General features: G+C 72.0%; 21 protein-coding genes. 12 read left to right on the plus strand and 9 right to left on the minus strand.

Features of this window, described 5'->3' with window-relative positions:
• Positions 1 to 27: 27 nt before the first annotated feature.
• Positions 28 to 2,418, plus strand: a complete 2,391-nt coding sequence (locus tag ABT147_RS15905; protein WP_351406139.1) for a SpoIIE family protein phosphatase — start codon at positions 28 to 30, stop codon at positions 2,416 to 2,418.
• Between the two features lie 53 nt (positions 2,419 to 2,471).
• Here ABT147_RS15905 and ABT147_RS15910 read toward each other — a convergent pair whose 3' ends face one another.
• Together ABT147_RS15910 and ABT147_RS15915 are read right to left on the minus strand one after the other, a co-directional pair.
• Positions 2,472 to 4,382 (minus strand): phosphatase PAP2 family protein, encoded by a 1,911-nt coding sequence (locus ABT147_RS15910; protein ID WP_351406141.1) that lies wholly within the window; start codon positions 4,380 to 4,382, stop codon positions 2,472 to 2,474.
• A 96-nt stretch (positions 4,383 to 4,478) separates the two neighbouring features.
• Positions 4,479 to 5,393 (minus strand): BadF/BadG/BcrA/BcrD ATPase family protein, encoded by a 915-nt coding sequence (locus tag ABT147_RS15915; protein ID WP_351406144.1) that lies wholly within the window; start codon positions 5,391 to 5,393, stop codon positions 4,479 to 4,481.
• 242 nt (positions 5,394 to 5,635) lie between these two features.
• Here ABT147_RS15915 and ABT147_RS15920 point away from each other — a divergent pair, with 242 nt between their 5' ends.
• The 6 genes from ABT147_RS15920 to ABT147_RS15945 all read left to right on the plus strand — a co-directional run bounded on the left by ABT147_RS15920 (position 5,636) and on the right by ABT147_RS15945 (position 13,907).
• Positions 5,636 to 6,757 carry an ROK family protein gene (locus ABT147_RS15920; protein ID WP_351406146.1) on the plus strand — a complete coding sequence of 374 codons (1,122 nt, stop codon included), beginning with the start codon at positions 5,636 to 5,638 and terminating at the stop codon, positions 6,755 to 6,757.
• 276 nt (positions 6,758 to 7,033) lie between these two features.
• Positions 7,034 to 8,356 (plus strand): extracellular solute-binding protein, encoded by a 1,323-nt coding sequence (locus tag ABT147_RS15925; protein ID WP_351406148.1) that lies wholly within the window; start codon positions 7,034 to 7,036, stop codon positions 8,354 to 8,356.
• Positions 8,357 to 8,484: 128 nt separating this feature from the next.
• Positions 8,485 to 9,405 carry a carbohydrate ABC transporter permease gene (locus ABT147_RS15930; RefSeq protein ID WP_351406150.1) on the plus strand — a complete coding sequence of 307 codons (921 nt, stop codon included), beginning with the start codon at positions 8,485 to 8,487 and terminating at the stop codon, positions 9,403 to 9,405.
• Entirely contained in the window at positions 9,402 to 10,304 is a 903-nt protein-coding gene (locus tag ABT147_RS15935) for a carbohydrate ABC transporter permease (RefSeq protein WP_351406153.1), read from the plus strand. The genes ABT147_RS15930 and ABT147_RS15935 overlap by 4 nt, the downstream gene beginning before the upstream one ends.
• Positions 10,305 to 10,306: 2 nt before the next feature.
• Entirely contained in the window at positions 10,307 to 12,025 is a 1,719-nt protein-coding gene (locus ABT147_RS15940) for a hypothetical protein (protein ID WP_351406155.1), read from the plus strand.
• A 49-nt stretch (positions 12,026 to 12,074) separates the two neighbouring features.
• Entirely contained in the window at positions 12,075 to 13,907 is a 1,833-nt protein-coding gene (locus ABT147_RS15945) for a hypothetical protein (RefSeq protein WP_351406157.1), read from the plus strand.
• 143 nt (positions 13,908 to 14,050) lie between these two features.
• Here the strand turns inward: ABT147_RS15945 and ABT147_RS15950 are convergent, their stop codons facing one another.
• Positions 14,051 to 14,734 (minus strand): nucleoside/nucleotide kinase family protein, encoded by a 684-nt coding sequence (locus ABT147_RS15950; protein WP_351406159.1) that lies wholly within the window; start codon positions 14,732 to 14,734, stop codon positions 14,051 to 14,053.
• Positions 14,735 to 14,831: 97 nt separating this feature from the next.
• On the opposite strand from ABT147_RS15950, the gene ABT147_RS15955 reads away from it, so the two are divergent.
• The 3 genes from ABT147_RS15955 to ABT147_RS15965 all read left to right on the plus strand — a co-directional run bounded on the left by ABT147_RS15955 (position 14,832) and on the right by ABT147_RS15965 (position 18,908).
• Positions 14,832 to 15,710 carry an ANTAR domain-containing protein gene (locus tag ABT147_RS15955; RefSeq protein ID WP_351406162.1) on the plus strand — a complete coding sequence of 293 codons (879 nt, stop codon included), beginning with the start codon at positions 14,832 to 14,834 and terminating at the stop codon, positions 15,708 to 15,710.
• Positions 15,711 to 15,810: 100 nt separating this feature from the next.
• The gene (locus ABT147_RS15960; protein ID WP_351406367.1) at positions 15,811 to 16,551 is read left to right on the plus strand and encodes an HAD family hydrolase; all 741 of its coding nucleotides are present in this window, start codon (positions 15,811 to 15,813) and stop codon (positions 16,549 to 16,551) included.
• Entirely contained in the window at positions 16,548 to 18,908 is a 2,361-nt protein-coding gene (locus tag ABT147_RS15965) for a glycoside hydrolase family 65 protein (RefSeq protein ID WP_351406164.1), read from the plus strand. The genes ABT147_RS15960 and ABT147_RS15965 overlap by 4 nt, the downstream gene beginning before the upstream one ends.
• A gap of 37 nt (positions 18,909 to 18,945) precedes the next feature.
• On the opposite strand, the gene ABT147_RS15970 is transcribed toward ABT147_RS15965, so the two are convergent.
• The 5 genes from ABT147_RS15970 to ABT147_RS15990 all read right to left on the minus strand — a co-directional run bounded on the left by ABT147_RS15970 (position 18,946) and on the right by ABT147_RS15990 (position 23,658).
• Positions 18,946 to 20,070, minus strand: coding sequence for a serine hydrolase domain-containing protein (locus ABT147_RS15970; RefSeq protein ID WP_351406166.1), 1,125 nt, complete (start codon positions 20,068 to 20,070; stop codon positions 18,946 to 18,948).
• 138 nt (positions 20,071 to 20,208) lie between these two features.
• Positions 20,209 to 21,597 carry a CAP domain-containing protein gene (locus ABT147_RS15975; protein ID WP_351406168.1) on the minus strand — a complete coding sequence of 463 codons (1,389 nt, stop codon included), beginning with the start codon at positions 21,595 to 21,597 and terminating at the stop codon, positions 20,209 to 20,211.
• A gap of 40 nt (positions 21,598 to 21,637) precedes the next feature.
• The gene (locus ABT147_RS15980) at positions 21,638 to 21,955 is read right to left on the minus strand and encodes a YkvA family protein (RefSeq protein WP_351406171.1); all 318 of its coding nucleotides are present in this window, start codon (positions 21,953 to 21,955) and stop codon (positions 21,638 to 21,640) included.
• 106 nt (positions 21,956 to 22,061) lie between these two features.
• Entirely contained in the window at positions 22,062 to 22,445 is a 384-nt protein-coding gene (locus tag ABT147_RS15985) for a hypothetical protein (protein WP_351406173.1), read from the minus strand.
• A gap of 289 nt (positions 22,446 to 22,734) precedes the next feature.
• Positions 22,735 to 23,658 (minus strand): MurR/RpiR family transcriptional regulator, encoded by a 924-nt coding sequence (locus tag ABT147_RS15990; RefSeq protein WP_351406175.1) that lies wholly within the window; start codon positions 23,656 to 23,658, stop codon positions 22,735 to 22,737.
• A 220-nt stretch (positions 23,659 to 23,878) separates the two neighbouring features.
• On the opposite strand from ABT147_RS15990, the gene ABT147_RS15995 reads away from it, so the two are divergent.
• Both ABT147_RS15995 and ABT147_RS16000 read left to right on the plus strand, forming a co-directional pair.
• Positions 23,879 to 24,265: a hypothetical protein gene (locus ABT147_RS15995; RefSeq protein WP_351406177.1), complete on the plus strand. Its 387-nt coding sequence runs from the start codon at positions 23,879 to 23,881 to the stop codon at positions 24,263 to 24,265.
• Complete coding sequence (locus ABT147_RS16000) at positions 24,265 to 25,086, plus strand: DUF1206 domain-containing protein (protein WP_351406180.1); 822 nt, start codon at positions 24,265 to 24,267, stop codon at positions 25,084 to 25,086. Before ABT147_RS15995 ends, ABT147_RS16000 begins: the two co-directional genes overlap by 1 nt.
• A 55-nt stretch (positions 25,087 to 25,141) precedes the next feature.
• Here ABT147_RS16000 and ABT147_RS16005 read toward each other — a convergent pair whose 3' ends face one another.
• Entirely contained in the window at positions 25,142 to 26,854 is a 1,713-nt protein-coding gene (locus ABT147_RS16005; protein WP_351406182.1) for a cholesterol oxidase substrate-binding domain-containing protein, read from the minus strand.
• Positions 26,855 to 26,983 lie beyond the last annotated feature (129 nt).

Raw genomic sequence — 26,983 nt, forward strand, 5'->3', positions numbered from 1 at the left:
CCGCCTGGGACGGACCATCCTGGCCATATGGTGACGAAGGCGTCCGGAGCGTCGCGGGCCGCCACGGCCGGTGAGGCGATGGCGGTGGTCGACGCGCGCGGCCTCGTCGCGGGGTGGAGCGAGGGGGCCCGGCGGCTCACCGGGTACACCGCCGGGGACGTCACCGGGCGGCCGGCGGCGGACCTCGTCGACGGGGACGCGGCGGCGGTGTGGCGGACGCTGCTGACGTACGGGGACGCGGTCGTGGACCTGCGCTACCGGGACGGCCGGCGGCAGAAGGTGGCGCTGCGGATCTGCCCGCTGCGGGGCGGGGCGGGCGAGGGACGGCGGTTCGTCGTCCAGGCGACCCCCGACCAGAGCGAGCGGGGCCTCGGCGAGCTGGCCTTCAAGCAGGCGTCGATGTCCATGTCGATCTTCGACACCGGGCAGCGCTATCTGCGGATGAACGACTGGGCGTGCCAGGTCATGGGCCAGCCCGAGGAGGAGTTCCGGCACCAGTACTTCCCCGACACCGTGGAGGACGCCGAGCACAGCCGGGGCTTCCTGCGCCATCTGGAGATCGTGGCCGAGACCGGGCGGCCGGTCCACTACGAGAGCTGGACCAGGTCGCCGTCCGGCCGCCGGATGCACGCCTGGAGCTTCGAGATGTGGCCCCTGCGGGACCGCTCCGGCGGACTGATCGGCACCGCGCTCGCCGGGTTCGACAGCAGCGAGCAGTTCTGGGCCCGCCAGCGCCTCGCCCTGCTGAACGAGGCCGCCGGGTCCATCGGCACCCGACTCGACGTCGCCCAGACCGCCCGCGAACTCGCCGAACTGGTCGTCCCCCGGCTCGCCGACTTCGTCAGCGTCGACCTCCTGGAGTCGGTCCTGCGGGGCGAGGAACCCGAGACGGTGCCCGGGGACGGCGGTGTGGAACTGCGCCGGGCCGCCCACCACTCCGGTACGCCCGGTGTCCCGGAGGCGGCGATCGCCCTGGGCGCCGCCGATGTGTACCCGCCCGCCTCGCCGCCCGCCCGCGCCCTGCTCACCGGCGAGCCCGTCCTCACCCGCACCGGCGACCACTCCCTCGACTCGTGGTTCGCGGGGCACGGCGCCCGCTCCGCCAAGCTCCGGGAGGCCGAGCAGCACGACCTGTCCCTGATGGCCGTACCGCTGGTCGCGCGCGGCACCACCCTCGGCGTGGCCGTCTTCGTCCGTGTCCTGACGCCCGAGCACCCCGACGCCTTCGACCAGGACGACGTGGCGCTCGCGGAGGAGCTCTCCAGCCGGGCGGCGGTCTGCGTGGACAACGCCCGCCGCTACACCAAGGAACGCACCACCGCGCTGGCGCTCCAGCGCAGCCTGCTGCCGAAGACGGTCGCCGGACAGGCGGCCGTCGAGTTCGCCTCCCGGTATCTGCCCGCGCTGTCGCAGGCCGGGGTGGGCGGCGACTGGTTCGACGTGATCCCGCTGTCCGGGACCCGGGTGGCCCTGGTCGTCGGGGACGTCGTCGGCCACGGCATCCACGCCTCCGTCACCATGGGCCGGCTGCGCACGGCGGTGTGGGCGCTCGCCGACGTCGACCTGCCGCCGGACGAGCTCCTCACCCATCTGGACGACCTCGTCGAGCATCTCGCGGCCGGTGACGGCACGGGTGACGGCGAGATCGGCGCGACCTGTCTGTACGCGGTGTACGACCCGGTGGACCGCAGCTGCTCGATCGCCTCGGCCGGGCATGTGCCGCCCGTGGTGGTGCGGCCCGACGGCGGTGTGGAGGTCGTCGAGGTGGTGGCGGGGCCGATGCTCGGTGTCGGCGGACTCCCGTTCGAGGCGACGGAGCTGGCCCTGCCCGAGGGCTCGGTCCTCGCCCTCTACACCGACGGTCTGGTCGAGGCCCGCGACCGTGACGTCGACACCGGCACCGCCGCCCTGTGCGCCGCGCTGGGCGGGCCGGTGGGCGATCTGGAGAGCGCCTGCGACGCCGTACTGAAGGCACTGCTGCCCGAGACCCCGGCCGACGACGTGGCCCTGCTGCTCGCCCGCACCCGCGCCCTCGACGCCGAACAGGTGGCCGTCTGGAACCTCACCGACGACCCGGCGCTGGTCGCCAACGCCCGCAAGCTCGCCACGGACCAGCTCACCCGCTGGGGCCTGGAGGAGGCCGCCTTCGTCACCGAACTCGTCGTCAGCGAACTCGTCACCAACGCCATCCGCTACGGCGGCGCCCCCATCCAACTGCGCCTGATCCGCGACCGCACCCTCATCTGCGAGGTCTCCGACGCCAGCAGCACCTCACCCCATCTGCGCCGGGCCCGCCAGTTCGACGAGGGAGGCCGCGGCCTGCTCCTGGTCGCCCAGCTCACCGACCGCTGGGGCAGCCGCCCGAGCGGCGCGGGCAAGACCATCTGGGCCGAACAGGCCCTGCCGCCGAGTCTGTGAACGGCTGTCGGGGGCGGCTCGCGCCACCCCCGACAGCCCCGCGAACTACGACGTCACTTCTTGCGCAGGCGCACCGAGACACCGCGCGAGGTGAAGACCTGCTCGGCCGTCCAGCCCTCGACGGCCACCGAGACCTCGGCGAACCGGCCCTGCAGGGACCGGGCCCCGATGACCGCGACCGTGCTGCCGGGACGCGGCGCCTGGTCGGCGTCGAAGCGGACCACCAGCTCGCTGCCCCGCTCCAGGACCGCGCGGCCGTCCACCACGAGGGCCGGGGCGTCGCCCCGGTCCAGCGTCACATCGAGCGCACCGGCCTGGACGTAGCCGCCGCGGATCCGGACGGTGTGGTCGCCCGTGGCGAGCGTGCCGCCCTCGACCCGGACGTCACCCCGGCCGAAGGCCTCCTTGGAGCCCGCCGCGAGGACACCGGCCTCGACGACGGTGCCGCCCGTGTACGCGTTGGCGCCGGCCAGCGTCAGCGTGCCGCTGCCCTTCTTGACGAGGCGGCCCGCGCCGTCGAGGTCGTTGCGCCAGGTGTCGGCCGCGTGGAAACCGCCGAGCGCGGCGTCCAGGGTGACGGTGACATCCGTGTCGAGGGCGCCGTAGCCGTCCGCCGCCGCGAACAGGTTGAGGCGGCCCCACTGCTCCCAGCCGTCCAGCAGGACATAGCCGGAGGGCAGCGCGGTCGTGCGCAGCACCTCGCGCCGCTGCTCCGCGTCCAGGTACGGCAGCCGGGTCTCCAGCAGGACCTCGGCGCCCTTCGGCACGGTCAGGTCCGTGGACCTGCCGCGCCGGGTCAGCACGTACGTCAGCTTCGGCTCGACCACGCGCAGGTTGGCCCTGCGGTCGCCGTACGGGTCGTCGGCGTCCGAGTGCGCGTGGGCGAACAGCGTGTCGGCGGTGGTGCCCGTCTTCGCCTGGAAGTACTCGGCGGCCTGCTTGCGCGCGGCGGCCTTGAGCGCGGCGTTCTTCGGGTCGGCGAGCGCGGCGGCGGCCAGCGCGGTGGCCATGACCCGGCCGCCGAGGACGTCGACCGTGGAGTGCATACCGGACATGATCCGGGTGTGGCTCAGCTCGAAGGCGCGGGTCACGATCTCCTGGAAGCGCTCCGGGACCGCGTACGCGAACGCGAGTGCCGCCAGGTGGAAGGCGTTGGTGTGGCCGCTGGGGAAACCGCCGTCCTCGGCCGGGTTCTCGCCGCGCTGCCGCAGCAGCTGCTTCACGACGATGACGTCGGACTCGTAGACCGGGAACCCGAGTTCGTCCTTCTTACCGGTGTCGACGACCTCGCTGTCCTCGTTCATCCGCCAGGGGCGCGGGTACTGGAACGTGAACTTGGCGGGGTTGCCCGAGGCGAACGGGCCGCGCACGGTGTCGACGAGCCTGGCCACCTGGCCGAGGTCCGAGTCGTACGAGCCGGCGCCCAGCGCGGAGCCGGCGGGCGCGTCGGCGGGCACGGCGTCGTTGATCTTGGCGGCCGGGATGCCGTCGGGGGCGGCGGTGATCGAGGTGACCGCCTTGGCGCCCGAGCGGTACAGCTCGGCCAGCGGGCCGAGCGCGTTGATCATGGCGTAGCTCTGGTGCTGCCGGTCGTAGACGAACGCCTCGCGGGCCTGCGCCTCCGTACGGCGGCCGGTGAGGCGGGCGCAGTAGCGCATGTTGGCGCGCAGGATCTCCGGGAGCAGCGGGGTGCCGGTGTTCCAGGCGCCGCCGGTCTTCCAGATCTCGGCGAAGCCGCCGAGCGCGCGGACCACGGCGTTGGTCTCGGGGGTCTGGTTCGCCGTGATGTTGGTGGTGTAGTCGTCCACGAACGGGGTGAAGGCGGTCGCCGCCTTCTCCTCGGCCGCGGAGGCCTGCCACATGGTCGCGAGGGTCGGAGCGGCGATCAGGCCGGCCGAGACGCCGAGGGAGCTCTTGAGGAAGACACGGCGGTTGAGTCTGTGGTGCCCGGCAGATGACGGCATGGAGCGCCGCTCCTTTCGCGGTGTGATCAGCGGTTGCGGGGTGAGCGTGGGGTTGACGAATGACCGGTCGGTGTCCGGTCGGCGACCGGAGGGTGATCAGCGGGTGACCGGTCGGAGGAGAGTTCGTGAGAGTGCCAACGCCCCTTCGACCGGCGGCACTTGGAGCACATGCGGTCGCGCGGACGGTACAGCGTCGAGGAGTGCTTCGGCGAATGCCGAGTACAGGGCGGGTCGGGAGAGGATCGTGCCGCCGGCCACCACCACGTCGTCGACGGGAACTCCGCGGGCGGCGAGCCGTGCCACGAGCGCGCCGAGGGCGCGACCCCCCTCGGCGATCACCCGCTGGGCGAGAAGAGAGCCTTCCTCGGCCGCCTCGAACACCGCGGGCGCGTGCCGGCCCCAGTCGGCGGACACATCCGTGGCGGACTCCAACGCCCCGCCGAGAGCCGGGACTTCGCTCACCCGGAAGGCGGCGGTGAGCCGGTCGGCGAGCGCGTCGGGGGCCTCGCCCCGGTCGTGCGCCGCCCACACGGCACGGGCCGCCTCACGGACCAGACCGGCGGCACCGCCCTCGTCACCGAGGACCGCGCCCCAGCCGCCGACCTGCACCGGGGCACCGTCGGCGGACCGGCCGACGGCCACCGAACCGGTGCCCGCGACCAGGCCCACCCCGCGGTCGAAACCGGCGGCGGGCGCCAGCAGCTCGGCGTCCCCCACCACCAGGCACGGCACCTGAAGCCGTTCCTGGAGAGCGAGACGTATCCCCTCGCACTGCCGGGGCGTCTCGCAGGCATGGGCGCCGACAGCCACGGCGGACGGGCGGATGTGCGCGGGCAGCACCTCCCCGACCAGCGTGGCCAGCCATGCGGTCGCGGCCGCGGGGTCGTGCGGCCGCCAGCCGCGGCTCGTACGGATGTGATCGGCGACGGAGTCCGTCCCCGCGACAGCGCGGAGATGGGTCTTGGTGCCGCCCACGTCGATACCGACCGCGACGGGCCGTGAGTCCTGCACGTGAGGCTTCTTTCGTCGTTGCGTTGCGAGGGCGCAGCGACGGCTGGGCGAAACCGTGCCTGGACACACAGAGTCTGTGGGGGGTGCTAGGGAAGCCCCGGGACGGGCCTCTGCGGGAGCGGCAGGCGAGTACCGCTTGACTTCGTTAGGAAATTAACTAACGAATAAGGGTGCGTCAAGGGTTCGGACCCGGATACCGCACGACCGTGCGGCTGGATGATCACGGCACGACTGGGGAGAGCATGCAACTGAGCGAGAGCGCCCGCGCTGTCTTCGCCGTACTGGCCGCGTCGAGCACCGCCACTCGCCCCCAACTGGCCACCGGGGCACGCCTTTCCAAGCCGACGGTCTCCACCGCCGTGGCGGAGCTGGAGGCCGCCGGTCTCGCCGCCCGCTCCGGCACCCTCAACGGCGGAACCGGCAGGTCAGCGGCCGTATACGATCTGGGACCCGCCGCCGGCGCCGTCCTCGCCGTCGACCTCGGCCCCAGCGTCACCCGGGTCCGGGTCTGCGCCCTGGACGGCACCCTGCTCGCCGAGGGCACCGGACTGCGGGCGGACACCGTCGACGTGGTCGCGGACGCCCTCGCGGGGCTGTCGGCCGGCGCGCCGCTGCGCGCCATCGTCGTGGCCGTCGGCGACGTCACCACCCAGAGCCGGGAGGGCACGGCCGTGCGCCCCGCCACCGCCAAGGCGGGCCCCATCTTCGACGCCCTGACCGTGGCGCTCCCGCCCGGAGTGCCCGTCCACGTCGAGAACAACGTGAACTGCGCCGCCCTGGCCGAACTGCACGAGGGCGCCGCCCGGGGCCGGGACACCTTCGGCTATCTGCGGATCGGCGTCGGTATCGGCCTCGGTGTCGTCATCGGCGGCCAGGTGCTGCGCGGCGCGAACGGCGCCGCCGGTGAGGTGGCCCGGCTGCCCTACCCGTGGGACGCCGACCGGGAACCGCGCCACGAGGGCCTGGAGGCGCACATAGGAGCGGGCTCCCTGCTGCGCCGGGCCGAGGGTGCCTGGCGGGGCCTGGACGACCCGTGCCCCGACACCGTCGACGGGCTGTTCGCGCTGGCCGACGCCGGACACACCACGGCCGCCGCGGTCGTCGGCCGGCACGCCGCCGACGTGGGCAGACTCGCCGCCGCGGCCACCGCCGTCCTGGACCCGGGCCTGATCGTGCTGGGCGGCGCCGTCGGCTCCAAGCCCCGGCTGCTGCCCGGCGTACGCGCGGAACTGGCCCGGCTGAGCTGGCCCACCGAGGTCGTGAGCAGCGCGCTCGGCGACAGCGGCACCGTCGTGGGGGCCAGCCGTCTGGCCGTGGCCCGGGGAATCCAAACCGTGACCGGAGGGGCGGTGGTGAAGCATTGACGGACTCCACCGGCATCTGCCAATGTCCGGACAAGCGCTTTCTAAGTCGGCCGGGACGCCGGCTTGGGGCGAGCCTCCCGCCCGTACTCGACGTACGGCAACCGCACGAGGGCGTGCCCGTGCGGTGACGGCCAGAACGGCCGGGGATCCCGCCCCGCGTGGACGACGCGGCCGGGCGAGGCCGTGCCCCCCGGAAAGCAGCTTTCCTGCAAAATGCACCCGTGCCGCCTCGGTCGGCGCCGTGCTCCGTCCCCTACCGAAAAAAAGGGATCGAAGATGACCACTGTGGGTGTGCGGCGCTCCCGCCGACTCGGCCGCGGCGGTATGCGCCGCCTGGCTCCCCTCGCTGCCGGTGTCTCGGCGGCCGCCCTGCTGCTCTCCGCCTGCGGAGGCGGCTCCGACTCGGGCGGTACCTCCAAGTCGCTGACGTTCTGGATCTCCACGGTTCCGGGGCAGGACGCGGGCTGGAAGAAGATGGTGGCGCAGTACGAGAAGGAGACCGGCGTCAAGGTCAAGCTCGTCAACATCCCCTACGACGGCTACGCGACGAAGCTGCGCAACTCCGCGCAGGCGAACTCGCTGCCCGACGTGGCGGCCGTGCCGGCGCTGGACCCGATCTGGTCGAACAAGCTGATCGACCTCAGCGACATCGCCAACAACAAGACGAACAAGATCAACGCCAACTTCGTCGCCAAGGACTCGTCCGGGAAGGTGCTGTCCATCCCCTCGGACGTCACCGCGTCCGGCATGTTCATCAACAAGTCGCTCTTCGAGAAGGCCGGCGTCGACTACCCGACCTCGCCCGACAAGACCTGGACCTGGGACGAGTTCATCAAGGCGGCGAACGAGGTCCGGGAGAAGACCAAGGCGAAGTACTCCCTGACCTTCGACCAGTCCCCGTCCCGGCTGCGCGCCATGGTGTACGAGATGGGCGGGAAGTACGTCCACGCCGACGACTCCGGCAAGTTCTCGGTGGACGCGGCGACCAAGAAGGCCGTGAACACCTTCGTCGGATGGAACGACGACAAGACCATGCCGAAGTCGGTGTGGACCAGCGGCGCCGACCCGTCGGCCATGTTCCAGAGCGGTGACGTCGTCGCCTACTGGTCCGGCGTGTGGCAGGTCGCCGCCTACGCGGAGAGCATCACGAAGTTCGAGTGGGCGAGCGTCCCGACCCCCGCCCAGCCGGTGCAGGCCAGTGACGTCAACAGTGGCGGCATGACGGTCGGCTTCAACAACAACGCCGACGCGGCCGGCGCCGCGAAGAAGTTCCTGTCCTGGCTGTACGAGCCCGACCACTACCAGGCGCTGTGCGAGGCCTCCGGCTTCCTGCCGGTCGAGACCGGTCTGACCCCGAAGTACCCCTTCAAGTCCGAGGCGGCGCAGGCGGCGTTCAAGCTCTACAACGAGTCGATCCCGCTGTACGACCCCATCTCCGGCTACTTCAACAGCGCGCAGACGAACTGGGTGCTGAAGGGCAAGAGCCTCGCCGACGACCCGACCAAGGCGGAGCTCGGCAAGGCGATCAACGGCGAGCAGTCGGCCGACAAGGCCCTGCAGAACATCGTGGACGGCTACAACCAGCAGGTCGGCGGCTGATCACAGGCCGACAGTCCCGGGCGGCGGGGTCGAGACACCGCCGCCCGGGCCCGCGGACCCCACCCACGTGATGCCGGGCTCATGGCCTGAGCCCCCCGGATCCAATCCACCAGCACGGAGTCAGGAAGATGACAAAACGCGCCCCGGACGCTTCGGACGTGTCCGTGAGCCCGCCCAGGAGACGAAGCAAGTACACCCTCGCACCGCTCGTCCTCATCACGGGCAATGTCGTGCTCTTCGCGCTGTTCTTCGTCTGGCCGGCGGTGATCGGGCTCGTCTACTCCTTCACGAACTACACGGGTGTGGGGTCGTTCCAGTTCGTCGGACTGGACAACTACCAGAAGCTGCTCGGGGACTCGACCTTCTACTCCGCGACGACCCGCACGCTGCTGTACACCGTGCTCTTCGTCCCGCTGAACTTCGTGTTGTCGCTGCTCATCGCCAACGTGCTGGTGAGCAAGCACGCCAAGGGCGCGTCGGTCGCCCGCATCTTCTTCTTCATCCCGTGGCTGCTGTCGCCCATCATCGTGGGTGTCCTGTGGCGGTGGCTGTTCGGTGAGAACTTCGGACTGGTCAACTACTTCATAGAGAAGGTCGGCGGAAGCGCCGTTCCCTGGCAGTCGAACGCGGACCTGTCACTGCTCGTGGTCGTGGTGGCGGCGGCGTGGGCCTGGACGGGCTTCTCCATGCTGCTGTTCATCGCGGCGATCAAGAACGTACCGACGTCGTACTACGAGGCGGCCGCGCTCGACGGCGCCGGCCCGTGGCGCCAGTTCATCAGCATCACCCTGCCGAGCATCGCTCCCACGTCCTTCATCGTCATCCTGCTCAACACGATCCACGCGATGAAGGAGTACGCGGTGTTCGCCTCCCTCAACAACGGTGGACCCGGAACGTCGAACAACCTGCTTGTCCAGTACATCTACCAGACCGGGTTCAAGTCGGGCCAGATCGGCTACGCGAGCGCCGCGTCGTTCGTGCTCATGCTCATCCTGATGGCCGTCGCGATCATCCAGATGATGGTCAACCGGCGGGTGGAGAACCGATGACAACCACAGACATGCCGCGCAAGGTCGACGCCGACTCCGTACGGGCCGTCTCCAAGAAGAGGCCCCGTGGCTCGGCAACCGGAGGGCTTCGGCGCGCGATCGCCCCGACGACTCTGCTGTGGGTCCTGGCGGGCCTCTACGGGCTGCCGGTGCTGTGGTTCGTCCTCAGCTCCCTGAAGCCGGCGGGAGACCTGTTCTCCCTTCCGCTGACGCTGTTCCCGGACGACCCCACCGTGTCGGGTTACAAGGAAGCGTGGGCGAGCGCCAACTTCTCCGGGTACTTCATCAACACGATCATCGTGTGTGTGATCGCGACGATCCTCACGGTGGGGGTCAGCTGCTGCACCGGGTACGCGCTGGCCAAGTACGACAACAAATGGCTCAAGGCCTTCTTCGTCTGCATCCTGGCCACCACGATGCTGCCGGCCGAGGTCATGCTCGCCCCGCTGTTCCTGGTGGTCCGCGACCTCGGCCTCTACAACTCGCTCTCCGGCATCATCCTCCCGGCCCTGCTCACGGCGACCGGGTGCTTCATGTTCCGGCAGTTCTTCCTGACGGTCCCCGACGAACTCATCGAGGCCGCCCGCATCGACGGCGCGAAAGAGCTGTCGATCTTCATGCGGATCATGGTGCCGCTCTCCCGGCCCATCATGCTGACGCTCGCCATCCTGTCGTTCCAGTGGAGGTGGAACGACTACATCTGGCCGCTGCTGATGCTGAACGACCCCGAGAAGTTCACGGTGCAGATCGGCATCCAGAGCCTCGTCGGCGCGCAGAACATCAACTGGTCGGTGCTGCTCGGCGGATCGGTCATCTCCATGGTTCCGCTGATCGTCGTCTTCCTGGTGTTCCAGAAGTACGTCATGAACGCCGACATCAACGCCGGACTGAAGGACTGACCTTGCCCACCCCGCTCGACCACGAGTTCGTCCGGTCGGCGGCCCGCGCCGCCGACCGGACGGCCGTCCCCCTGGCGGCCCGCCCCGACGAGGAACCCGCCGGTGTGCCGCACCGTGGTCTGGCGCGGCGGGTGAAGACCCTGGTCGCGGCCTACCGTTCCCCGGACTCGGCACTGCACGGCAGCGAGCGGGCCGTCGCCGCCGCGCTGACCCACCTCCGCGCGCTGCGGGCCACGCAGACCACCACCGGCCTCTTCGCCGGCGGCGACAACGTGCAGTCGCCGCCGGACTCCGGCTTCACCGTCAACGACGTGTGCGACGCGCACCTCCTCGCCGCCGACGCGGGCCCGGAACTGCGCGACGTCACGGCCGCGCTCGCCGAGATCGCCGGCGCCGCCATCGACAGCCTCCTCACGGGCGGGGTGCACACCCCGAACCACCGCTGGGAACTGTGCGCGGCGCTGGCCCGGCTGCACCGGTCGTTCCCGGACGACCGGCTGCTCGACCGCGTCGATCAGTGGCTCGCCGAGGGCGTCGACATCGACGCGGAGGGCCTGTACTCGGAGCGGAGCGCCAACTACGCGGCCCATGTGTCCAACCCGTCGCTGCTGCTCCTGGCCGAGGTGCTCGGCCGTGCCGACCTGCTGTACGCCGTCGAACGCAATCTCGCCACCACCCTGGACCTGATCAGGCCGGACGGCACGGTGGAGACCGTCCACTCGCGACGGCAGGACCAGAACCACCCGTTCCCGCTGGCGCCCTACCTGCCGCACTACCGGCTCCTCGCGATCCGCACCGGCCGGGGCGACTTCGCCCGCGTGGCGCGGCTGGCGGCCGCCGGCGGCATCGACGACCCCGACCTGCTCGCCGAGACCCTCCTCACCCCGGACCTGTGCCGCGCCCTGCCGGCCCCGACCGCGGAGAACCTTCCGCGCGACCGGTACCTCACCACCGCGCGCCTCGCCGCCCGCGCCTCGGCCACCGCGCACACGGTGGTGTACGGCGGCTCCGACGTGCCCGAGCACCGGCGCATCCGCTCGGGCCTCGCCTGCAACCCCACCTTCCTGCGCCTGTTCGCCGGCGACGCCGTCCTCGACGCGGTCCGGCTCTCGCGGGGCTTCTTCGACCTGGGCCCGTTCCGCGCCGCCGACATGGAACAGCTCGCCGACAACCGGTACCGGCTCACCCAGACCCTCACGGCCGCCTACTACCAGCCGCTCCCGAAGGACCTCAGGCGGGACGACGGCGTCTACCGGCTGGTGGACGACGGACGCTACTCGGCCTCGATGGCCTTCCCGGACCGGCCTCGGGACGAGGTCACCCACACGACCCGCGTCGAGGTCGACCTGCGGGAGGACGGGGCCGAGCTGCGGATCGACATCAGCGGACCACCGGTGCCCTGGGCCCTCGAACTGACCTTCCGGCCCGGCGGCGAGCCGCAGGGCGCCGTACCGCTCGGCGACGGACGCTGGTGCCTGACGACCGGGCCGATGACCTACCGGGTCGGCGACGACGAGATCCGGGTCGAGGCCGACGTCGAGACGGGCGAACCGCTCGCCGGGCCGGACCGGAGCGAGGTCCTGGGGTACGACCCGGGGCAGGACTACACCGTGGTGGGCGGCACCGACGCGACGACCGGGAACCGCGTCTACCTCGGTGGACAGGGCCCGCACACACTGACCCTCGCCCTGCGCGCCCGCCGCCCCGCCCCCGTCGTGTGATCTCCGACGAACCCCGCCACGGCCACCCCAGGCATGAAGGACTGATCCCGTGCACCTCCCACGCCAGCTCGGTTCGCTGCACGACCTGCCGGACACTCCGGAGGCGTACGACGCCGTGCTCGCCGACGTCACCGAGCAGGCCCTCGCTCGCCTCACGCCCGAGGGCAGCCTCGAACACCCCGACTGCGTCGACGACATCGGCGACACCTCCCTCGGCATCACCTCGCTGCTGGCGCTCGCCTGGCAGCGTGGGAAGGACCCGCGCCTGCCGGAGGCGGTCGCCCGCAGCACTGACTTCCACCTGAGGGAGCGCGTCTACACGGACGACAACCCCGGCTACCCCAACCTGAGGCTGCGCGACTCCGGCTTCCCGTACGCCCGTTACACACTGGCGCCCGGCGCCCACCCCATCGGCGACTGGCCGAGCACGGTGTGGGCGCTGCTCCAGGCGGTCGACCTCCTCGACCTCGCAGACGGCCTCCTCACCGACGAACAGACCGACGCCCTGCGGGAGATGAGCCGCGGCTACTGGCGCTGGCTGACCGAGGCGACCTTCTTCAACCCGCAGGAGGCGGGCAACCAGGCGATCGGCTGTGTGGTCGGCGGCCTGATGCTGGCCCGCCACCTCCCGCCGGAGGAGGGGGAGAAGGTCCGCTCCCGCGCGATCGCCCTCTACGTCGAGGAGATCCGCGCCCACCGGGTACGCGACCGGGGCGCCCTGCTCCCGCCGGAGCACGGCGGCGCTTGGGACAACAACTACGGCCCGATCTCCCTGTCCTTCCTCGCCCAGGCCCACCGGATCAGCGGCGAGGAGATCTTCGCCGAGGACGGGGAGGCGGTCGCCCGCTACCTCGACGCCCGCCTCACCAGCGGCGGCTTCGACTGCGGCGGCCCCCGCTACAGCGAGCAGCACTCCGGCTTCGAGTCGGTGCTCGGCCTGCGCTACTTCGGTCACCGGATCGGCGCCGACCTGGGCCGCTACCGGGGCGACACCCGATGGGGCCGGTACGCGGTCAAACCGGACGGCGGGGTCGACGGCCACTTCGCGTGGATGCTGGTCTGGCAGATCCAGGACACCACCCCCTGGCACCGCACCCCGTCCACGGAACCGGTCCGCCACCAACTCCGCTCCGGCGGCGTCTCGGTCGCCTTCGACTCCAAGATGACCCCGTCCCTCGTCGAGGCCGACGGCACGTACTTCCTTCCGGCCGCCGTCAACCGCCAGCACGGCTTCGGGCCGGTCGTCGACGGCTTCCTGCTCTGCCGCCCCATGGGCGAGACCCGCGTCCGGGACGTCCGGGCCGACGGCCTCACGGCCAAGCTGGTCACCAAGCCGGTCGTCACCCGCGACCACGTCCTGCGGCATGTGCAGTCCCTGTACGTCACCGACGGCACCCGCCTGTGGACCACGGTCGCCGTCGAACGCCTCCCGGGCGAGCCGTACCTGCTGGCCGGTCTGCCGTACGTGGCGGACGACGGGGACCGGCTGCGCCGGATCGCGGACGCCGAGGTGGCCTCCGCGGGCGACCTGTGGCTGACCCACCCGGCCGGCGAGGGCCCGGAGTTCTTCGACGCCCGCGCCGACACCACCCAGGAGCTCGCCGCCTTCGCCCTGGCCGCCGACCCCCGCGGCTACGGCAACCCCGACGAGGGCTGGTCCCACCTGATCGCCTCCACCGCCATCGAGGCCACACCCGCCCCGGGAGCCCCGGACGACCTCCATGTCTTCGCCGTCCGTCACGGCACCTCCGGCGAGGTCTTCGACCCCACGTTCACCCGCGTCTCGGAGGGCCTACGCGTCCGCACGGAGTCGTTCACGGCGGTGCTCGGCGCTCCCGCGGGCGACGAACACGGCGAACCGATCCTGACGCTGAGGGGATGACGGAAGCGGCGTGGCTGCGTGCAGCCGCGCAGCTGTCGTGCCGTCCACCCAGCTGCGGGCAGTCGTACCGCTGGGGCGATGGGGGAAGGTGGGCGCGGCGGCACCCGGCGAGCGCCGGTGAGCTAAACCCGCCTCGGCCGGCCTCAGCCGCCGGGTGCCTGGGAACCGCCGGCCCAGCCCTGAAGCCGAGGCATCGCCACAGGTGGCACCACCAGATCCGCGAACCCCCGAGTCGCCGCCACCAGCTCCGCGTTGCGCTGATCCGTCCCCCGCACCCAGGCGACCGCCTCGTCATGCCCCTTGCCGAACTCCTCGTGGCGGGCGACCAGGCGACGTACACGCTCCGTCTCGCCGAGGTCGCAGAACCAGACCTCGTCGAGACGGGACCGGACACGCCGCCAGGGCCCCTCGTCCACCAGCAGATAGTTCCCCTCGGTGACGACCAGCCGGGCGGAGGGCGGCACCGGGATCGCCCCCGCGACGGGCTGCTCCAGCACACGTTCGAACCCCGGCGCGTACACGACGCCCTCCTCGTCACCGCGCAGCCGCTCCAACAGGGCCGCGTACCCCGCCGCGTCGAAGGTGTCCGGCGCCCCCTTGCGGTCGCGGCGCCCGAGCCGGTCGAGTTCGGCGTCGGCGAGGTGGAAGCCGTCCATGGGGACATGGGCGACCCAGGGCTCGCCGTCGCCGTTGAGTTCCCGGGTCAGCCGTTCGGCCAGGGTGGTCTTCCCCGCACCGGGGCCACCGGCGATGCCGAGGAGGGCCCGGCGGCCGGGGCGGGCCAGGGAGGCGGCCCGCCGCAGCAGGTCGTCGAAGGTCAGGGACATGCGGACGACGGTAGACCACCCGATCCGGCGTACTCGGGCCCGGACCGGGCAGACGAGCCCTGCTGTCGATCGGAGCGAGCGAAGCGGAAGGTGCGGGATGGCGGAGGGACCCTGGTCGGAGCCGGACGGCGACGGCGAGGCGGTGCGGGAGGAACTGGCACGGCTGCGCGCGGAGATCCACCAGTTGCGCACCCGGATGAAGGGCCGCCCGCTGGTCGCCCAGGCCCAGGGCATGCTGCGGGAGCGCTACGCGCTGCCGGACGCCGAGACCGCGTTCGCGCTGCTCCAGCGGGCCTCGCAGCAGTACAACGTCAAGCTGCGCACCCTGGCCGAGGCGGCGGTGAGCGTACCCCGCCCGGACGGCCGGAGCACCCTGTGGTTCCCCGGCCGGGCCCGGCAGGCGGAACCGCCCCTCAGCTTCGAGGAGGCACGCCGGCGCCACGTCGGACGCGGTAACCGGAGCGCGGTCCTGACCGCCGTCCTCAGCCAGACCCTCGCCGTCGTCGGCACCGGCATGGGCAACGTCCAGACAGCCGACCGGACCGAGGGCGGACTGCGCATCGAACGCCACACGGGACACCCGGCGGAGTTCGTGGACTTCTTCGCGTACGTCGGCGAGGAGGGCACCTCCTGCGCCAAGGCCGCCCGGGAGGTCGCCCAGGTCACCGTCCAGGACGTGGCGACGGACCCGGTGTTCGCCGAGGACGCCCGCTCGACGATCCTCCGCGCGGGCAGCCGCGCCTGCCACAGCGTGCCGCTCACCACCGCCTCCGGACGGTGCGTGGGCATGGTCTCCGCCCATTTCGAACGTCCGCTGCGGGGCCTGACACGCGCCCAGCTCAAGGCGCTGACCGTCGCCGCCGCGGAGACCGGCGAGTGGCTGGCCTGGTACGACCGGACGGTCGTCCTCGACGCCCTGGAACACCTCCACACCCTGGGCCGCGCCCACGGCGGCGACAGCATCAGCCGCCGATGAGCCGCTGACCGGATTCTCACCCGCCCGGCCCACTGACTCCCGCCGCGCGGGGAACCCCGCCCCCATGACCGACACGACCGACACGGCCAACGGGCCCGAGGTGACCGAACTGGGCCTGCCCGACCGCATCCGCGCCTGCCTCTTCGACCTCGACGGGGTCATCACGAAGACGGCCGTCGTGCACGCCGCCGCGTGGCGGCGGGCGTTCGACGAGTTCCTGCGCCGCCGCGACGGCGACGCCTTCCGGCCCTTCGACCCGGCCGCCGACTACGACGAGTACGTCGACGGCCGCCCCCGCGCCGACGGCGTCCGCACCTTCCTCGCCTCCCGGAACATCCACCTCCCCGAGGGCACCCCCGACGACCCGCCCGACGCCCCCACCGTGCACGGCCTCGGCAACCGCAAGAACGACATCCTGCTGGACCTGATCCGCACCGACGGCGTCGAGGCCTACGACGGCACCCTGCGCTATCTCGAACAGGTCCGCGCCCACGGCCTGCGCACCGCCGTCGTCTCCTCCAGCGCCAACTGCCGCGACGTCCTGCGCTCCATCGACGCCGAGCACCTCTTCGAGGTACGGATCGACGGCGTGGTCGCCGCCGAACGCCGGCTGCCGGGCAAACCCCGCCCCGACACCTTCCTCGCCGCCGCCCACGACCTCGGCGTCGAACCCGCCGAGGCCGCCGTCTTCGAGGACGCCCTCGCCGGCATGGACGCCGGCCGCGCGGGCCGCTTCGGACACGTCGTCGGCCTCGACCGCGTCGGCCGGGCGGACGCCCTGCGCGCCCACGGCGCCGACATCGTCGTACCGGACCTGACCGACCTGGGGGACTGGGCGTGATCACCCACCGTTCGTACGGAGTCGACCCCTGGGCCCTGCGCGAACAGGGCCTCCAGCTCGACGTCCTGCCACAGAGCGAATCGGTGTTCGCCCTGGCCAACGGGCACATCGGCTGGCGCGGCAACCTCGACGAAGGCGAGCCGCACGGCCTGCCCGGCAGCTACCTGGGCGGCGTCCACGAACTCCACCCGCTGCCGTACGCGGAGGCCGGCTACGGCTACCCCGAGTCCGGGCAGACGGTCATCGACGTCACCAACGGCAAGATCCTCCGTCTGCTCGTCGACGACGAGCCCTTCGACCTGCGCTACGGCCGCCTCCACTCCCACGAACGCGTCCTCGACCTGCGCGCGGGCGTGCTGCGCCGCAGCTGCGAGTGGACCTCCCCGACCGGGACGACCGTCCGGGTGCGCTCCACCCGTCTGGTGTCGTTCACCCAGCGGGCGATCGCCGCCGTCGCCTACGAGGTCGAGGCCGTCGACGGCGAGGCCCGGATCGTCGTGCAGTCGGAGCTGGTGGCCAACGAGCAACTGCCCGAACGGAACGGCGACCCACGGGCCGCCATCGCCCTGAAGGCACCACTGGAACCGGAGGAACACTTCGCGGACGGGACACGGCTCCGGCTCGTCCACCGCACCCGGCGCAGCGGACTGCGCGTCGGCGCCGCCGCCGACCATGTCCTCACCGGGCCCGGCGAGATCACCACCGGCGCGGAGAGCAGGGACGACGTCGCCCGCCTCACCGCCACCACCGTCCTGAAGCCCGGCGAGCGGCTGCGGGTGGAGAAGACCGTCGCCTACGGCTGGTCCGGCACCCGCTCGCTGCCCGCCGTCGCCGACCAGGTCGACGCCGCGCTCTCCGCCGCCCTGTACGGCGGCCGACAGGGGCTCGTCGACGAACAGCGCGCCTACCTCGACGACTTCTGGGCCCGCGCCGACGTCGAGGTCGACGGCGACGAGGAGATCCAGCAGGCCGTACGGTTCGCCCTGTTCCACGTCCTCCAGGCGGGCGCCCGCGCCGAACAGCGCGCCATCCCCGCCAAGGGCCTCACCGGCTCCGGCTACGACGGCCACGCCTTCTGGGACACCGAGGCCTTCGTCCTGCCGCTGCTCACCCACACCGCGCCCGGCGCGGTCACCGAAGCGCTCCGCTGGCGCCAGAACACCCTGCCCGCCGCCCGCGCCCGCGCGGCCCAACTCGGCCTGAAGGGCGCCGCGTTCCCCTGGCGCACCATCGACGGCTCGGAGCGCTCCGCGTACTGGCCCGCCGGCACGGCCGCCTTCCACGTCAACGCCGCCGTCGCCGACGCCGTGGTCCGTCACACCACCGCCACCGGCGACACCGCCTTCGAACGCGACACCGGCGTCGAACTCCTGGTGGAGACCGCCCGGCTCTGGCGCTCCCTCGGCCACCACGACCACCACGGCGCCTTCCACATCGACGGGGTGACCGGCCCCGACGAGTACAGCGCCGTCGTCGACGACAACACGTACACCAACCTCATGGCCCGCGGAAACCTCCTGGCCGCCGCCGACGCCGTCGAACGCCACCCCGACCGCGCCGAGCACCTCGGTGTCGACGCGGAGGAGAGCGCCGCCTGGCGGGACGCCGCCCAGGCCATGCACATCCCCTACGACCACGAACGGGGCGTCCACGAACAGCACGCCGGGTTCACCCGCCACCAGCGCTGGGACTTCGAGAACACCGGGCCCGACCGGTACCCGCTGATGCTGCACTTCCCCTACTTCGACCTCTACCGCAAACAGGTCGTCAAACAGGCGGACCTGGTCCTCGCGATGTACAAGTGCGGCGACCACTTCGACGCCGACCAGGTGGCCCGCAACTTCGCCTACTACGAGCCGCTCACCGTCCGCGACTCCTCACTCTCCGCCTGCTGCCAGGCCGTCATCGCCGCCCAGGTCGGCCATCTCGACCTCGCCCACGACTATCTGACCGAGTCGGCGCTGATGGACCTCGCGGACCTGGAGCACAACACCCGCGACGGCCTCCACATCGCCTCCCTCGCCGGCACCTGGACCGCGCTGGTCGCGGGCTTCGGCGGGATGCGCCACCACGGCACGACCGTCGGCTTCGCACCCCGCCTGCCCGAGCGCCTGAGCAGGCTCGCCTTCCGCGTCGGGCTCCTCGGCACCTGTCTGCGGGTGGAGATCAAACCCCGGTACGCCACCTACGAACTGCTCTCCGGCGACTCCCTGACGATCCGCCACCACGGCGCGCCGGTCACCCTCGACGGCGACAAACCCCGCCGCCTGGACATCCCGGCACCGAAACCGCCCGGCCCGGCGCCGGAACAGCCCCCGCACCGGCGCCCCGGCCGTCACCGCAGGCGGAGGGGCTGAGACGCCGGGCGGGTCGAGGTCGTACGCCGCGCTTCCGTCAGCCGCAGAACGTGTTCTCCAGCGTGCGGTTGACGGTCGCGTACACCGTGCCGTTGTTGGAGGTGTTGGCGAACGACGTCACACTGCGCTTGCCGGTCTTCGAGGTGAACGCCCAGGTGTAGTAGCCCTGCACGGTCCCCGTGTGCCCGTACACCGTGGCACCGCACGACAGATCACGCCGGCGCAGCCCCAGCCCGTACGCCTGGGTGCTGTTCACCGGCGTCCACTTCAGCATCTCCTTCAACTGGGCGGCCGAGGTGAGCTTCCCTTGCACCAGCGCGGACATGAACTTGTTCAGGTCCTTGGCGCCGGACACCAGGCCCCCCGCGCTCTGCGCCCACGAGGTCGTCTGCAGCGTCGAGTCGAGCTTCTTCCCGGTCGAGTCGACGGTCATGTAGCCGCGGGAGAACTTGCCGGGGATCGTGTTCTTCGGGTGGACGTAGAACGTGTCGGCCAGCTTCAGCGGCTTGATGATCCGGTTCTGGTACTCCGTCGCCACCGGCTTCTTGGTGAGCTTCTCGATCAGCATGCCCGCGACCACGAAGTTGGCGTTCGAGTACGCGTAGGACGCCCCCGGCTTGTTGGTGAGGGGCTTGGCGAGCGACAGGTCCATCAGCTGGCGGTACGTGTAGACCTTGTTGCGGACCTTCTCGAAGCCCGACACGCTGGGGGAGAAGAGGGTGTTGGCGTAGTCGTACAGCCCGCTGCGGTGGCTGAGCACATGACGCACGGTGATCTTCTTGTCGGGCAGCAGCCCCGGCAGATACGTGTCGACCGACGTGTCGAGCTTGAGCTTGCCCTCGTCGACCAGCTGCAGCAGGACCACCGCCGTGAACGTCTTGGTGACACTGCCGACGCGGATGCGGTCCCCGGTGCCGAGGGCCCGCTTGGTGGACCGGTCGGCGACGCCCTCCGCCAGATGGTGCACCTTGCCGTTGTCGTCGATCCTCGCGAACGCGCCCGGCGCCCCCTGGGTCAGCGCCGTGCGCAGCACTTTTCGCAGACCCGTCGTGTCGGGCCCCGCCGCCGGGGCCGCCGGAGCCGCCTGGGCGGGGACCGTCAGGAGCGACAGCACGACCGCGCCCAGCGTCGCCACACCCGTGCCCACCGTTCTCGAAACCATCTGAACCATCCGATTCGTCTCCCGTTGCCTGCCGTCATCGACAGGTGCATTGGAGTCGAGTGGTCACGGAGAGTCAAGTAGCCAGGTGTGGGGGCGAGTTGAGCGACTCGAAAGAGGGACAGTCGTGGTGGGTCGGTTTCAGCCGCCGAAGAGCTGGGTCCAGTACGTGCCGGCCGCGCCGCCGCCGACGAAGCCGATACCTATATGGGTGAAGCCGGGTTTGAGGATGTTCGCCCGGTGCCCGGGGCTGTTCATCCAGCCCCGCACCACCTCGGCGGCGGAACGCTGCCCGCACGCGATGTTCTCCCCGATGGACCGCCGGGTGGAGCCGGCCGCCGCCGCGCGGTGCCAGGGTTCGCCGCCGTCGGGGGAGGTGTGCGCGTAGAAGGCCCGCGCCACCATGTCGGCGCTGTGCGCCTGGGCGGCGACGGTGAGATGGGGGTCGGGGGAGAGCGGCGGGAGACCGGCCCCGGCTCGTTCGGTGTTGGTGAGGGCGATGACTTCGGTGGCGGTCGCGTGGAGGCCGGCCGGGGAGAAGGGGCGCGCCCAGAGTGCTGCCCAGAAGACGGTGCCCGAGCGGGGGTCGGTGGTGTGGCCGAGACCCGTCTCGCTCCACGTGGGCTCGCGGAGGGTGCGTCCGGCCTGCTCGTCGGAGCGGCAGTAGTCCACGAACTCGGCGGGGGTGCGGGGGCCGGAGACCAGGTGTTCGCCGATGGTGAGGTAGGCGTAGCCGCCGGTGGTGACGCGTTGGTAGACGGAGACGCCGTCCTTGCCCTCGGCGGCGAGTCGGCCCTGGGCGGCCATCGCGGTGGCGTGGGACTGGGCTGCCGCCGTGAGTCGGGGGTTCAGTGATACGGGTGGGGAGCCTGCGGTGGCTCGGGCGGCGTTGACCAGGCCGAGGAAGCCGTTCGGGGTGGGGGCGGCTGGGGTTGTGTGGGGGGTGCGGGTCGGTGGGGGCTGGTCGCGCAGTTCCCCGCGCCCCTGATTGGGCGCTGATGGGGGCCGGGGTCCTGGCGCGGGCGCCTGCGTGGGCGGGCTCGTCGGCGTGTCCTCCAGTACGTCCACTCCGAAGTCCCTCGCCACCCCCGCCAGGCCGTCCGCGTAGCCCTGGCCCAGTGCCCGTAGCTTCCAGGCGGTGCCCTTGCGGTACAGCTCCGCCAATAGCAGTACGGTCTCGCGTGTGGGCCTCGGTGGGGTGAAGCGGGCGATCGGGCGGCCGTCGGAGCCGGTGACGAGCAGGGTCGGGCCGGGCAGGTGGCCCAACGGTGTGTCGGGGGCGGCCGGGCTGATCGCGAGGGTGAGGCGGGTGGCGCCCGGGCGGAGGGCGGTCGGGGTCACTGTCAGTGTCCCGCCGGTGAGGCGGGCGCCGGGGGCCGTCGGCTGGTTGTAGAAGACGAAGTCCGCGTCGCCGCGGACCTTGCCGGTGTCGTCGGTGACGAGGGCGGAGACGTCGAAGGGGCCCGGCACCCTGATCGTCAGGGTGCCGCCCGGCAGGGGGAGGTTGCCCCCAGGTACCAACTCGTTCATCGGTGCCGTCCGTCGCAGTGACCGTCAGCCCGACAACGTCTCACCCCCGCAGGGCGGTTCCCGAGCCCTCCTGTCGCTCGGCGGCGGCCAGGGCGTCCTGACGCCCGGAGCGCATCGTCTTGAGAGCGAGCAGGAGGACGCCGATGTCGTCCAGGTAGACCGGGTCCGGTACCAGGTCGGTCGGGAGGACGAGATAGAGGACGGCGCCCCAGAAGACCCACTTGGGGCCGGTGGGGAGGCCGGCCCGGTTCAGTTCGCGCCGGGTGCGGACGAGTCGGAGGAGCAGCCAGACGGCCACTCCCAGGACGGCGGCCGCGATCAGCGCGATCGCGAGGATCACACCCCATGTCCAGTCCATCGGTCCCGCCCCTCAGTAGGGCCGGGCGGTGTGCCCGGCCGGTGTCCTGCCCATCGTCTTCCCTCCGCGGGCGCCGTGTACCGCGCCGCGCGGGGGCGCGGCCGGGTCAGTGGGAGGCGCGGGCGAGGTTGTGGTCCACGAGGGCCTGGCTGACGGCCCGGATGGAGCGGGCCATGTGGTTCAGCTGCATGACCTCGGCGGCGTACATCTTGATGGTGTGCTCGATGACCGACTCGGACATACCGAGGCTGGGCAGCTCGGAGCGGGCGGTCTGCAGGGCGGTGCGGGCGACCCGGATCTCGTGCTGGACCTGGATCTGGGCGTGCCGGGCGAGCAGCACGGGGTGGCGCATCATCGCCGGGTAGCTGCCGTAACGGGCCGGCACCAGTTCGCGCAGCCACTTGGCCGCGGACCTCTCCCAGTCGTAACTGCCGGGTGTCTTGACCTGACACGGCCAGTCCGTGCGGATGGGCGAGGAGGTGAGGGCCATGTTCAACGCTCCGGTCTTGCATCGACGCCATTGGGTGCAGCGGGTGGAGAGTCTGGGCGGCCCCGGCATAGGGGATGACCGGGGCCGCCTCACCCGGGGCGCCGTGGCGGGTAGGAGCGGACGGACCCGGGTGGACGTCGTGACCCGGAGTCCCCCGGGTCACGATCCGCGAGCAGTATTTATATATACCGATGAGTTTGCAAGAACATGTAAAAATTCATGCCGGGAAAGATGGGAAGAATCCGCCGCTGTCCTGCCATGTGGGGAGAACGGGAACGGTCACATGGGATCAGTCCCTGAGGAAGAACTGATGCTGCTCGGAGACCTGCTCGTACGCCTCCAGCCGGGCCTGTGTGCGCTCGGGGTCGGCGTCGGTCATGGCCTGGAGCAGGGCGGAGGACATCATCACGGGGGCGGCGTAGGAGTCGAAGACCAGGCGTGAGCCGGTGCCGGTGGCGAAGACGGCGTCGGCCTCGGCCGCGAGGGGGCCGAGCGCCAGGTCGGTGACCAGGGCCACCTTCAGCCCGGCCCCGTGGGCGACCCGCAGCGCGGTCAGCGTCTCCTGGGCGTGCCGGGGCATGGAGAACGCCAGCACCCAGGTGCCGCCCGCCTCCCGGGACTGCAGCAGGGCGTCGTACGCGACCGTGCCGCCCTTCGTCACCAGCCGGACGTCGGGGTGGATACGGCGGGCGGCGTAGGCGAAGTACTCGGCGAGCGCGCCGGAGATCCTGAGGCCGAGGACGGTCAGCGGGGCCGAGCGGGACAGGGCGCGGCCGACCTCGATGACCTGGTCGGGGTCGGCGAAGTCGCGCCGCAGGTTCTCCAGGTTCTCGATCTCGGCGTCCACGGCGGCCTGGAGCTCGTTGCTGCGGTCCGCCGCCGTGATGCCCGGGGCGCTGCCGAGGGTGGCGAGCGCGATGGCCTGGAGCCGCTCGCGCAGCGCCGGGTAGCCGCTGAAGCCGACGGCCGCGGCGAACCGGGTCACCGAGGGCTGGCTCACGCCGACCCGCTCCGCGAGGTCCGTGATCGACAGGAACGCGGCCTCGGTGATGTGCTCGATCAGGTACTGGGCGATCCGCCGCTGCCCGGGGGAGAGCCGGGGGCCGTCGAACAGTTCCCTGAGCCGGGACGTGGGCGACTGCTCGGTCTCCGGGGCGGTCCGCCCGGACGTGATCGCTGATGCCTGCGCACGTGCCTGCTGCGGCGATGGCACCCGCGTGCCTCCTTCGTCTCCCACGAGCACTCAACATAGCCCACGGCCCGTGTGCCACCGGGCGGATCGGGCCAGGCTCCGGGGAGGCCTGGTGGGGCCCGGTGGGTCCCTTCGCCGGCGGGGTGCCGTCTCGCGCGACCTGCGAGAACCCCGTTTCGGGCACACCATGGGGGTACTCGGGGTGCCCGCACGCTGATCGTCCACCCGAGGGAGAAGGCTCGTGACCCTGCCCAGTCTGCCCGTGTCCCAGGTCGAGGTCGTGGTCTGCGACTGCTCGGCCCAGGACGCCGAACGTGTCTTCGCCTGTCTGCGCGCCCACTTCGAGTCGGACCGGCGCCCCGACGACCCGCCGCACGAGACCGGCACCGACCGGCCGACGATGTGGACCGGCATGTACGACACGGCCGTCGTCCCCACCGGGGCCGGGGAAACCCCCGAGCCCCTGTCCGCGCCCGTCACCGTCGACGTCCAGGGCAGCCCGCCCGCAGTACGGCTGCTCCGGGAGGCCCTGGAGGAGACGTACGCCGTCAGCCAGGTCGGCGTGGACGCCGGTGACCAGGAGGTTCAGCTCCAGCTGCGGGTCGAGGGGCGGGAGGGACGCGCCTGATGACGACTCTCGGGGTGGGGAGCGGACATGCCGCGCGGAGTTCGGTGACGGAGGGCGCGGCCCGGGCCGGGCTGACCGCGCGCGGTGTCATCTATCTGCTGGTCGGGGCGCTGGCCCTGCAGATCGCCTTCGGCGGCAGCTCGGAGCAGGCGGACCGGCAGGGCGCGCTGGAGGAGATCGCCGAGAAGCCGCTGGGCTCCGTGATGCTGTGGGCCCTCGGCGTCGGCCTCGTGGGCATGGCGCTGTGGCGGCTGTCGGAGGCCGTGTTCGGCGCGGCGGGCCCGGACGGCGGCAAGGCGACCAAGCGCCTCGCGTCCGCCGCGCGCTTCGTGTTCTACGGCTTCGTCGCCTACTCCGTGCTGGCCTTCGCGGCGGGGGAGTCGAGCGGGGGCGGCGGCTCCAGCGACGAGCAGTCCCGGGACGTGACGGCCCGGGCCCTCGAACTCCCCGGCGGCCAGTGGCTCGTGGGCGCGGCGGGCGTCGGTGTGATCGCGGCGGGCGTGTGGATCGGCGTACGGGCCCTGATGCGCTCGTACCACAAGCACCTCCGACTCGGCGAGATGTCCCGGCGGACCCGTCGCGCCGTCGATGTGACCGGGGTGGCGGGCGGGTTCGCGCGTGGCCTGGTGTTCGCGACCGCCGGCGTCTTCGCCGTCCGCGCCGCCATCGCGTACGAACCGGACCGGGCCAAGGGCCTCGACGACACCCTCCGCTCCTTCGCCGAGTCCCCCGTCGGCCCGGCGCTCCTCGCGTGCGTCGCGGTCGGGCTCGTGCTGTTCGGGCTGTTCTCCTTCGCCATGGCCCGCTGGCGCAAGGTGTGACGCCGGGCCGGCCGGAGGACGAGGCGTGCCGCCTCCGGCCGGGCACTGGATTCGCTCACGGGAACAGTCGGTCGAGGAAGGCGTTGCCGTACACCCGATGTGGATCGAGCCGGTCGAGGATCTCCGCCGCGCCGTCCCAGTCGGGTCCCGCGCCGTCGTCGAAGGACTCGGGTACGACGGTGCCGATGACCTCCTCGTCGCTCCAGGCGGCCTCGTCCGTGTAGGCCCAGCCCTTGGACCACTCGACCCGGGTGAGGGCGTGCCCGCCGTCGTACGTCGTGAGCAGGAACCGCTCCAGCTCCCGGAAGAACGCCTCGGCGTCCGGTGTCCCCGGCAGTGTCAGTACGTCCAGCCACACGGCCGTGTCCCAGTCGGGCCGGTCGGCGCGGGGCCGCAGCGCCGACAGCAGCGGGGCCCGCGCCTCGGCCACACCGACGTCCGCCGGGTCGTCGAGGCCCGTCACCCGGATCTCCACCGAGCCGTTGACGGGGAAGCGCCCCTCGGCCGCGTACGCGGTGAGCCGCGCGCGGTAGAACGCGGCGAACTCGGAGACCACGCGCTGTACTTGGTCCCGCGAGGTGAGCACCGCGTACCCGTTCGCCGTGACCCGCAGCGTCGTCGGCTTCAGATACAGCAGCGTGTTCTTCGACGGCCCCCAGATGTCCGCCGACAGGGTGGTCGTCAGCCCCAGCGACGCCGTGGTCAGCTGCGCGTTCCCCAGCACCGGCGCCAGATACCAGGCGGCGTCGGACACCATCCGCCCGGCGAGGTCGGCGACGACGGTCGGCACATTGTCGGAGAAGGGGTAGTTGTACGGCGAGGTCACGCGCCGGGAGGTCAGCGGGCGGGTCGGCCGGACGCTCCACACCTTGAACCAGGGGAACTCGGTGAACGCGAACCAGATCGCCTCCAGCCGCCCCGCCTCGTCCAGGAAGCTCGCGAAGGTACGCCCGTCACCACCCGGCGCGGCGAACAGCTCCCCGGCGGAGATGTCGGTCCGGCTCAGACAGCGCAGATTGCTGTTCGCCCCCACCCGCAGCACGACCTCGGTGACCAGCGCGCGTCCGACGTGGGTGAGCAGCGCGGCACCGTCCGCGTCGTCCCGGGTGAAGGTCCGCAGCACATACGCGTCGCTGCCTTCGTCCCACACCACCGCCGTCAGCGACAGCACGAGATTGCTGAGCGAGCCGTACGTGTGACCGGGCAGCCGTGTCTCCCCGTCCGCCGGTACGGCCGTGCCGTGCGCGTCGACGGCGAGGGCGCCGCCGATCGAGAGGTCACCGGGCGCCGGGCAGGCCGTCACCCCGAGGCCGTGGCCCTCCAGGAAGGTCAGCAGCCCCTCCAGCGTGGCGCCGGAGCCCACCCGGACGGCGGCGGGGCCGGTGGACTCCAGCGTCATGGCGGTGAGGTGCGCGGTCGTGTCGACGAGCAGCAGCGGGGCGCCGGAGTCGGTGCCGGCGGTGACGGTGAGCGGGGACCAGCCGTGGGAGAGGCCGCGCGGCCGGACCGTCCAGCCCTGCCGCCGGGCCCAGTTGACCACCGCCACCACCTGGTCCGCGTCGGCGGGCGCGCACGCCCACAGCCCGGACGCGGTGATCTCCCCGCCCCAGTTGCGGTACGCCGACCTGTACAGCTCGACATCCGCCGGGAAGCCGGGCAGTTCGGCCGCGGCGGCGGCCGGGTCCTGGCGGACGAACTGCGGGGTGAGGGCGAGCGCGGCGGCGCCGATGAGGAAGCCCCGGCGGGACGTTTCTGAGGAGTCGGTCACGGCGGTCACGCTAGGCCGGAATTGGCACAAGTGACCGATGCGCCAACTGGATTCACTCGTGTGAGTGAAGGGGTGGGGGTGCGTGGTTGGTCGTCGGCGACGCGGCGCCATCCAGGGAAGGGGACATCG

This window comes from Streptomyces sp. NPDC001868, assembly GCF_040297125.1.
GTDB lineage: Bacteria > Actinomycetota > Actinomycetes > Streptomycetales > Streptomycetaceae > Streptomyces.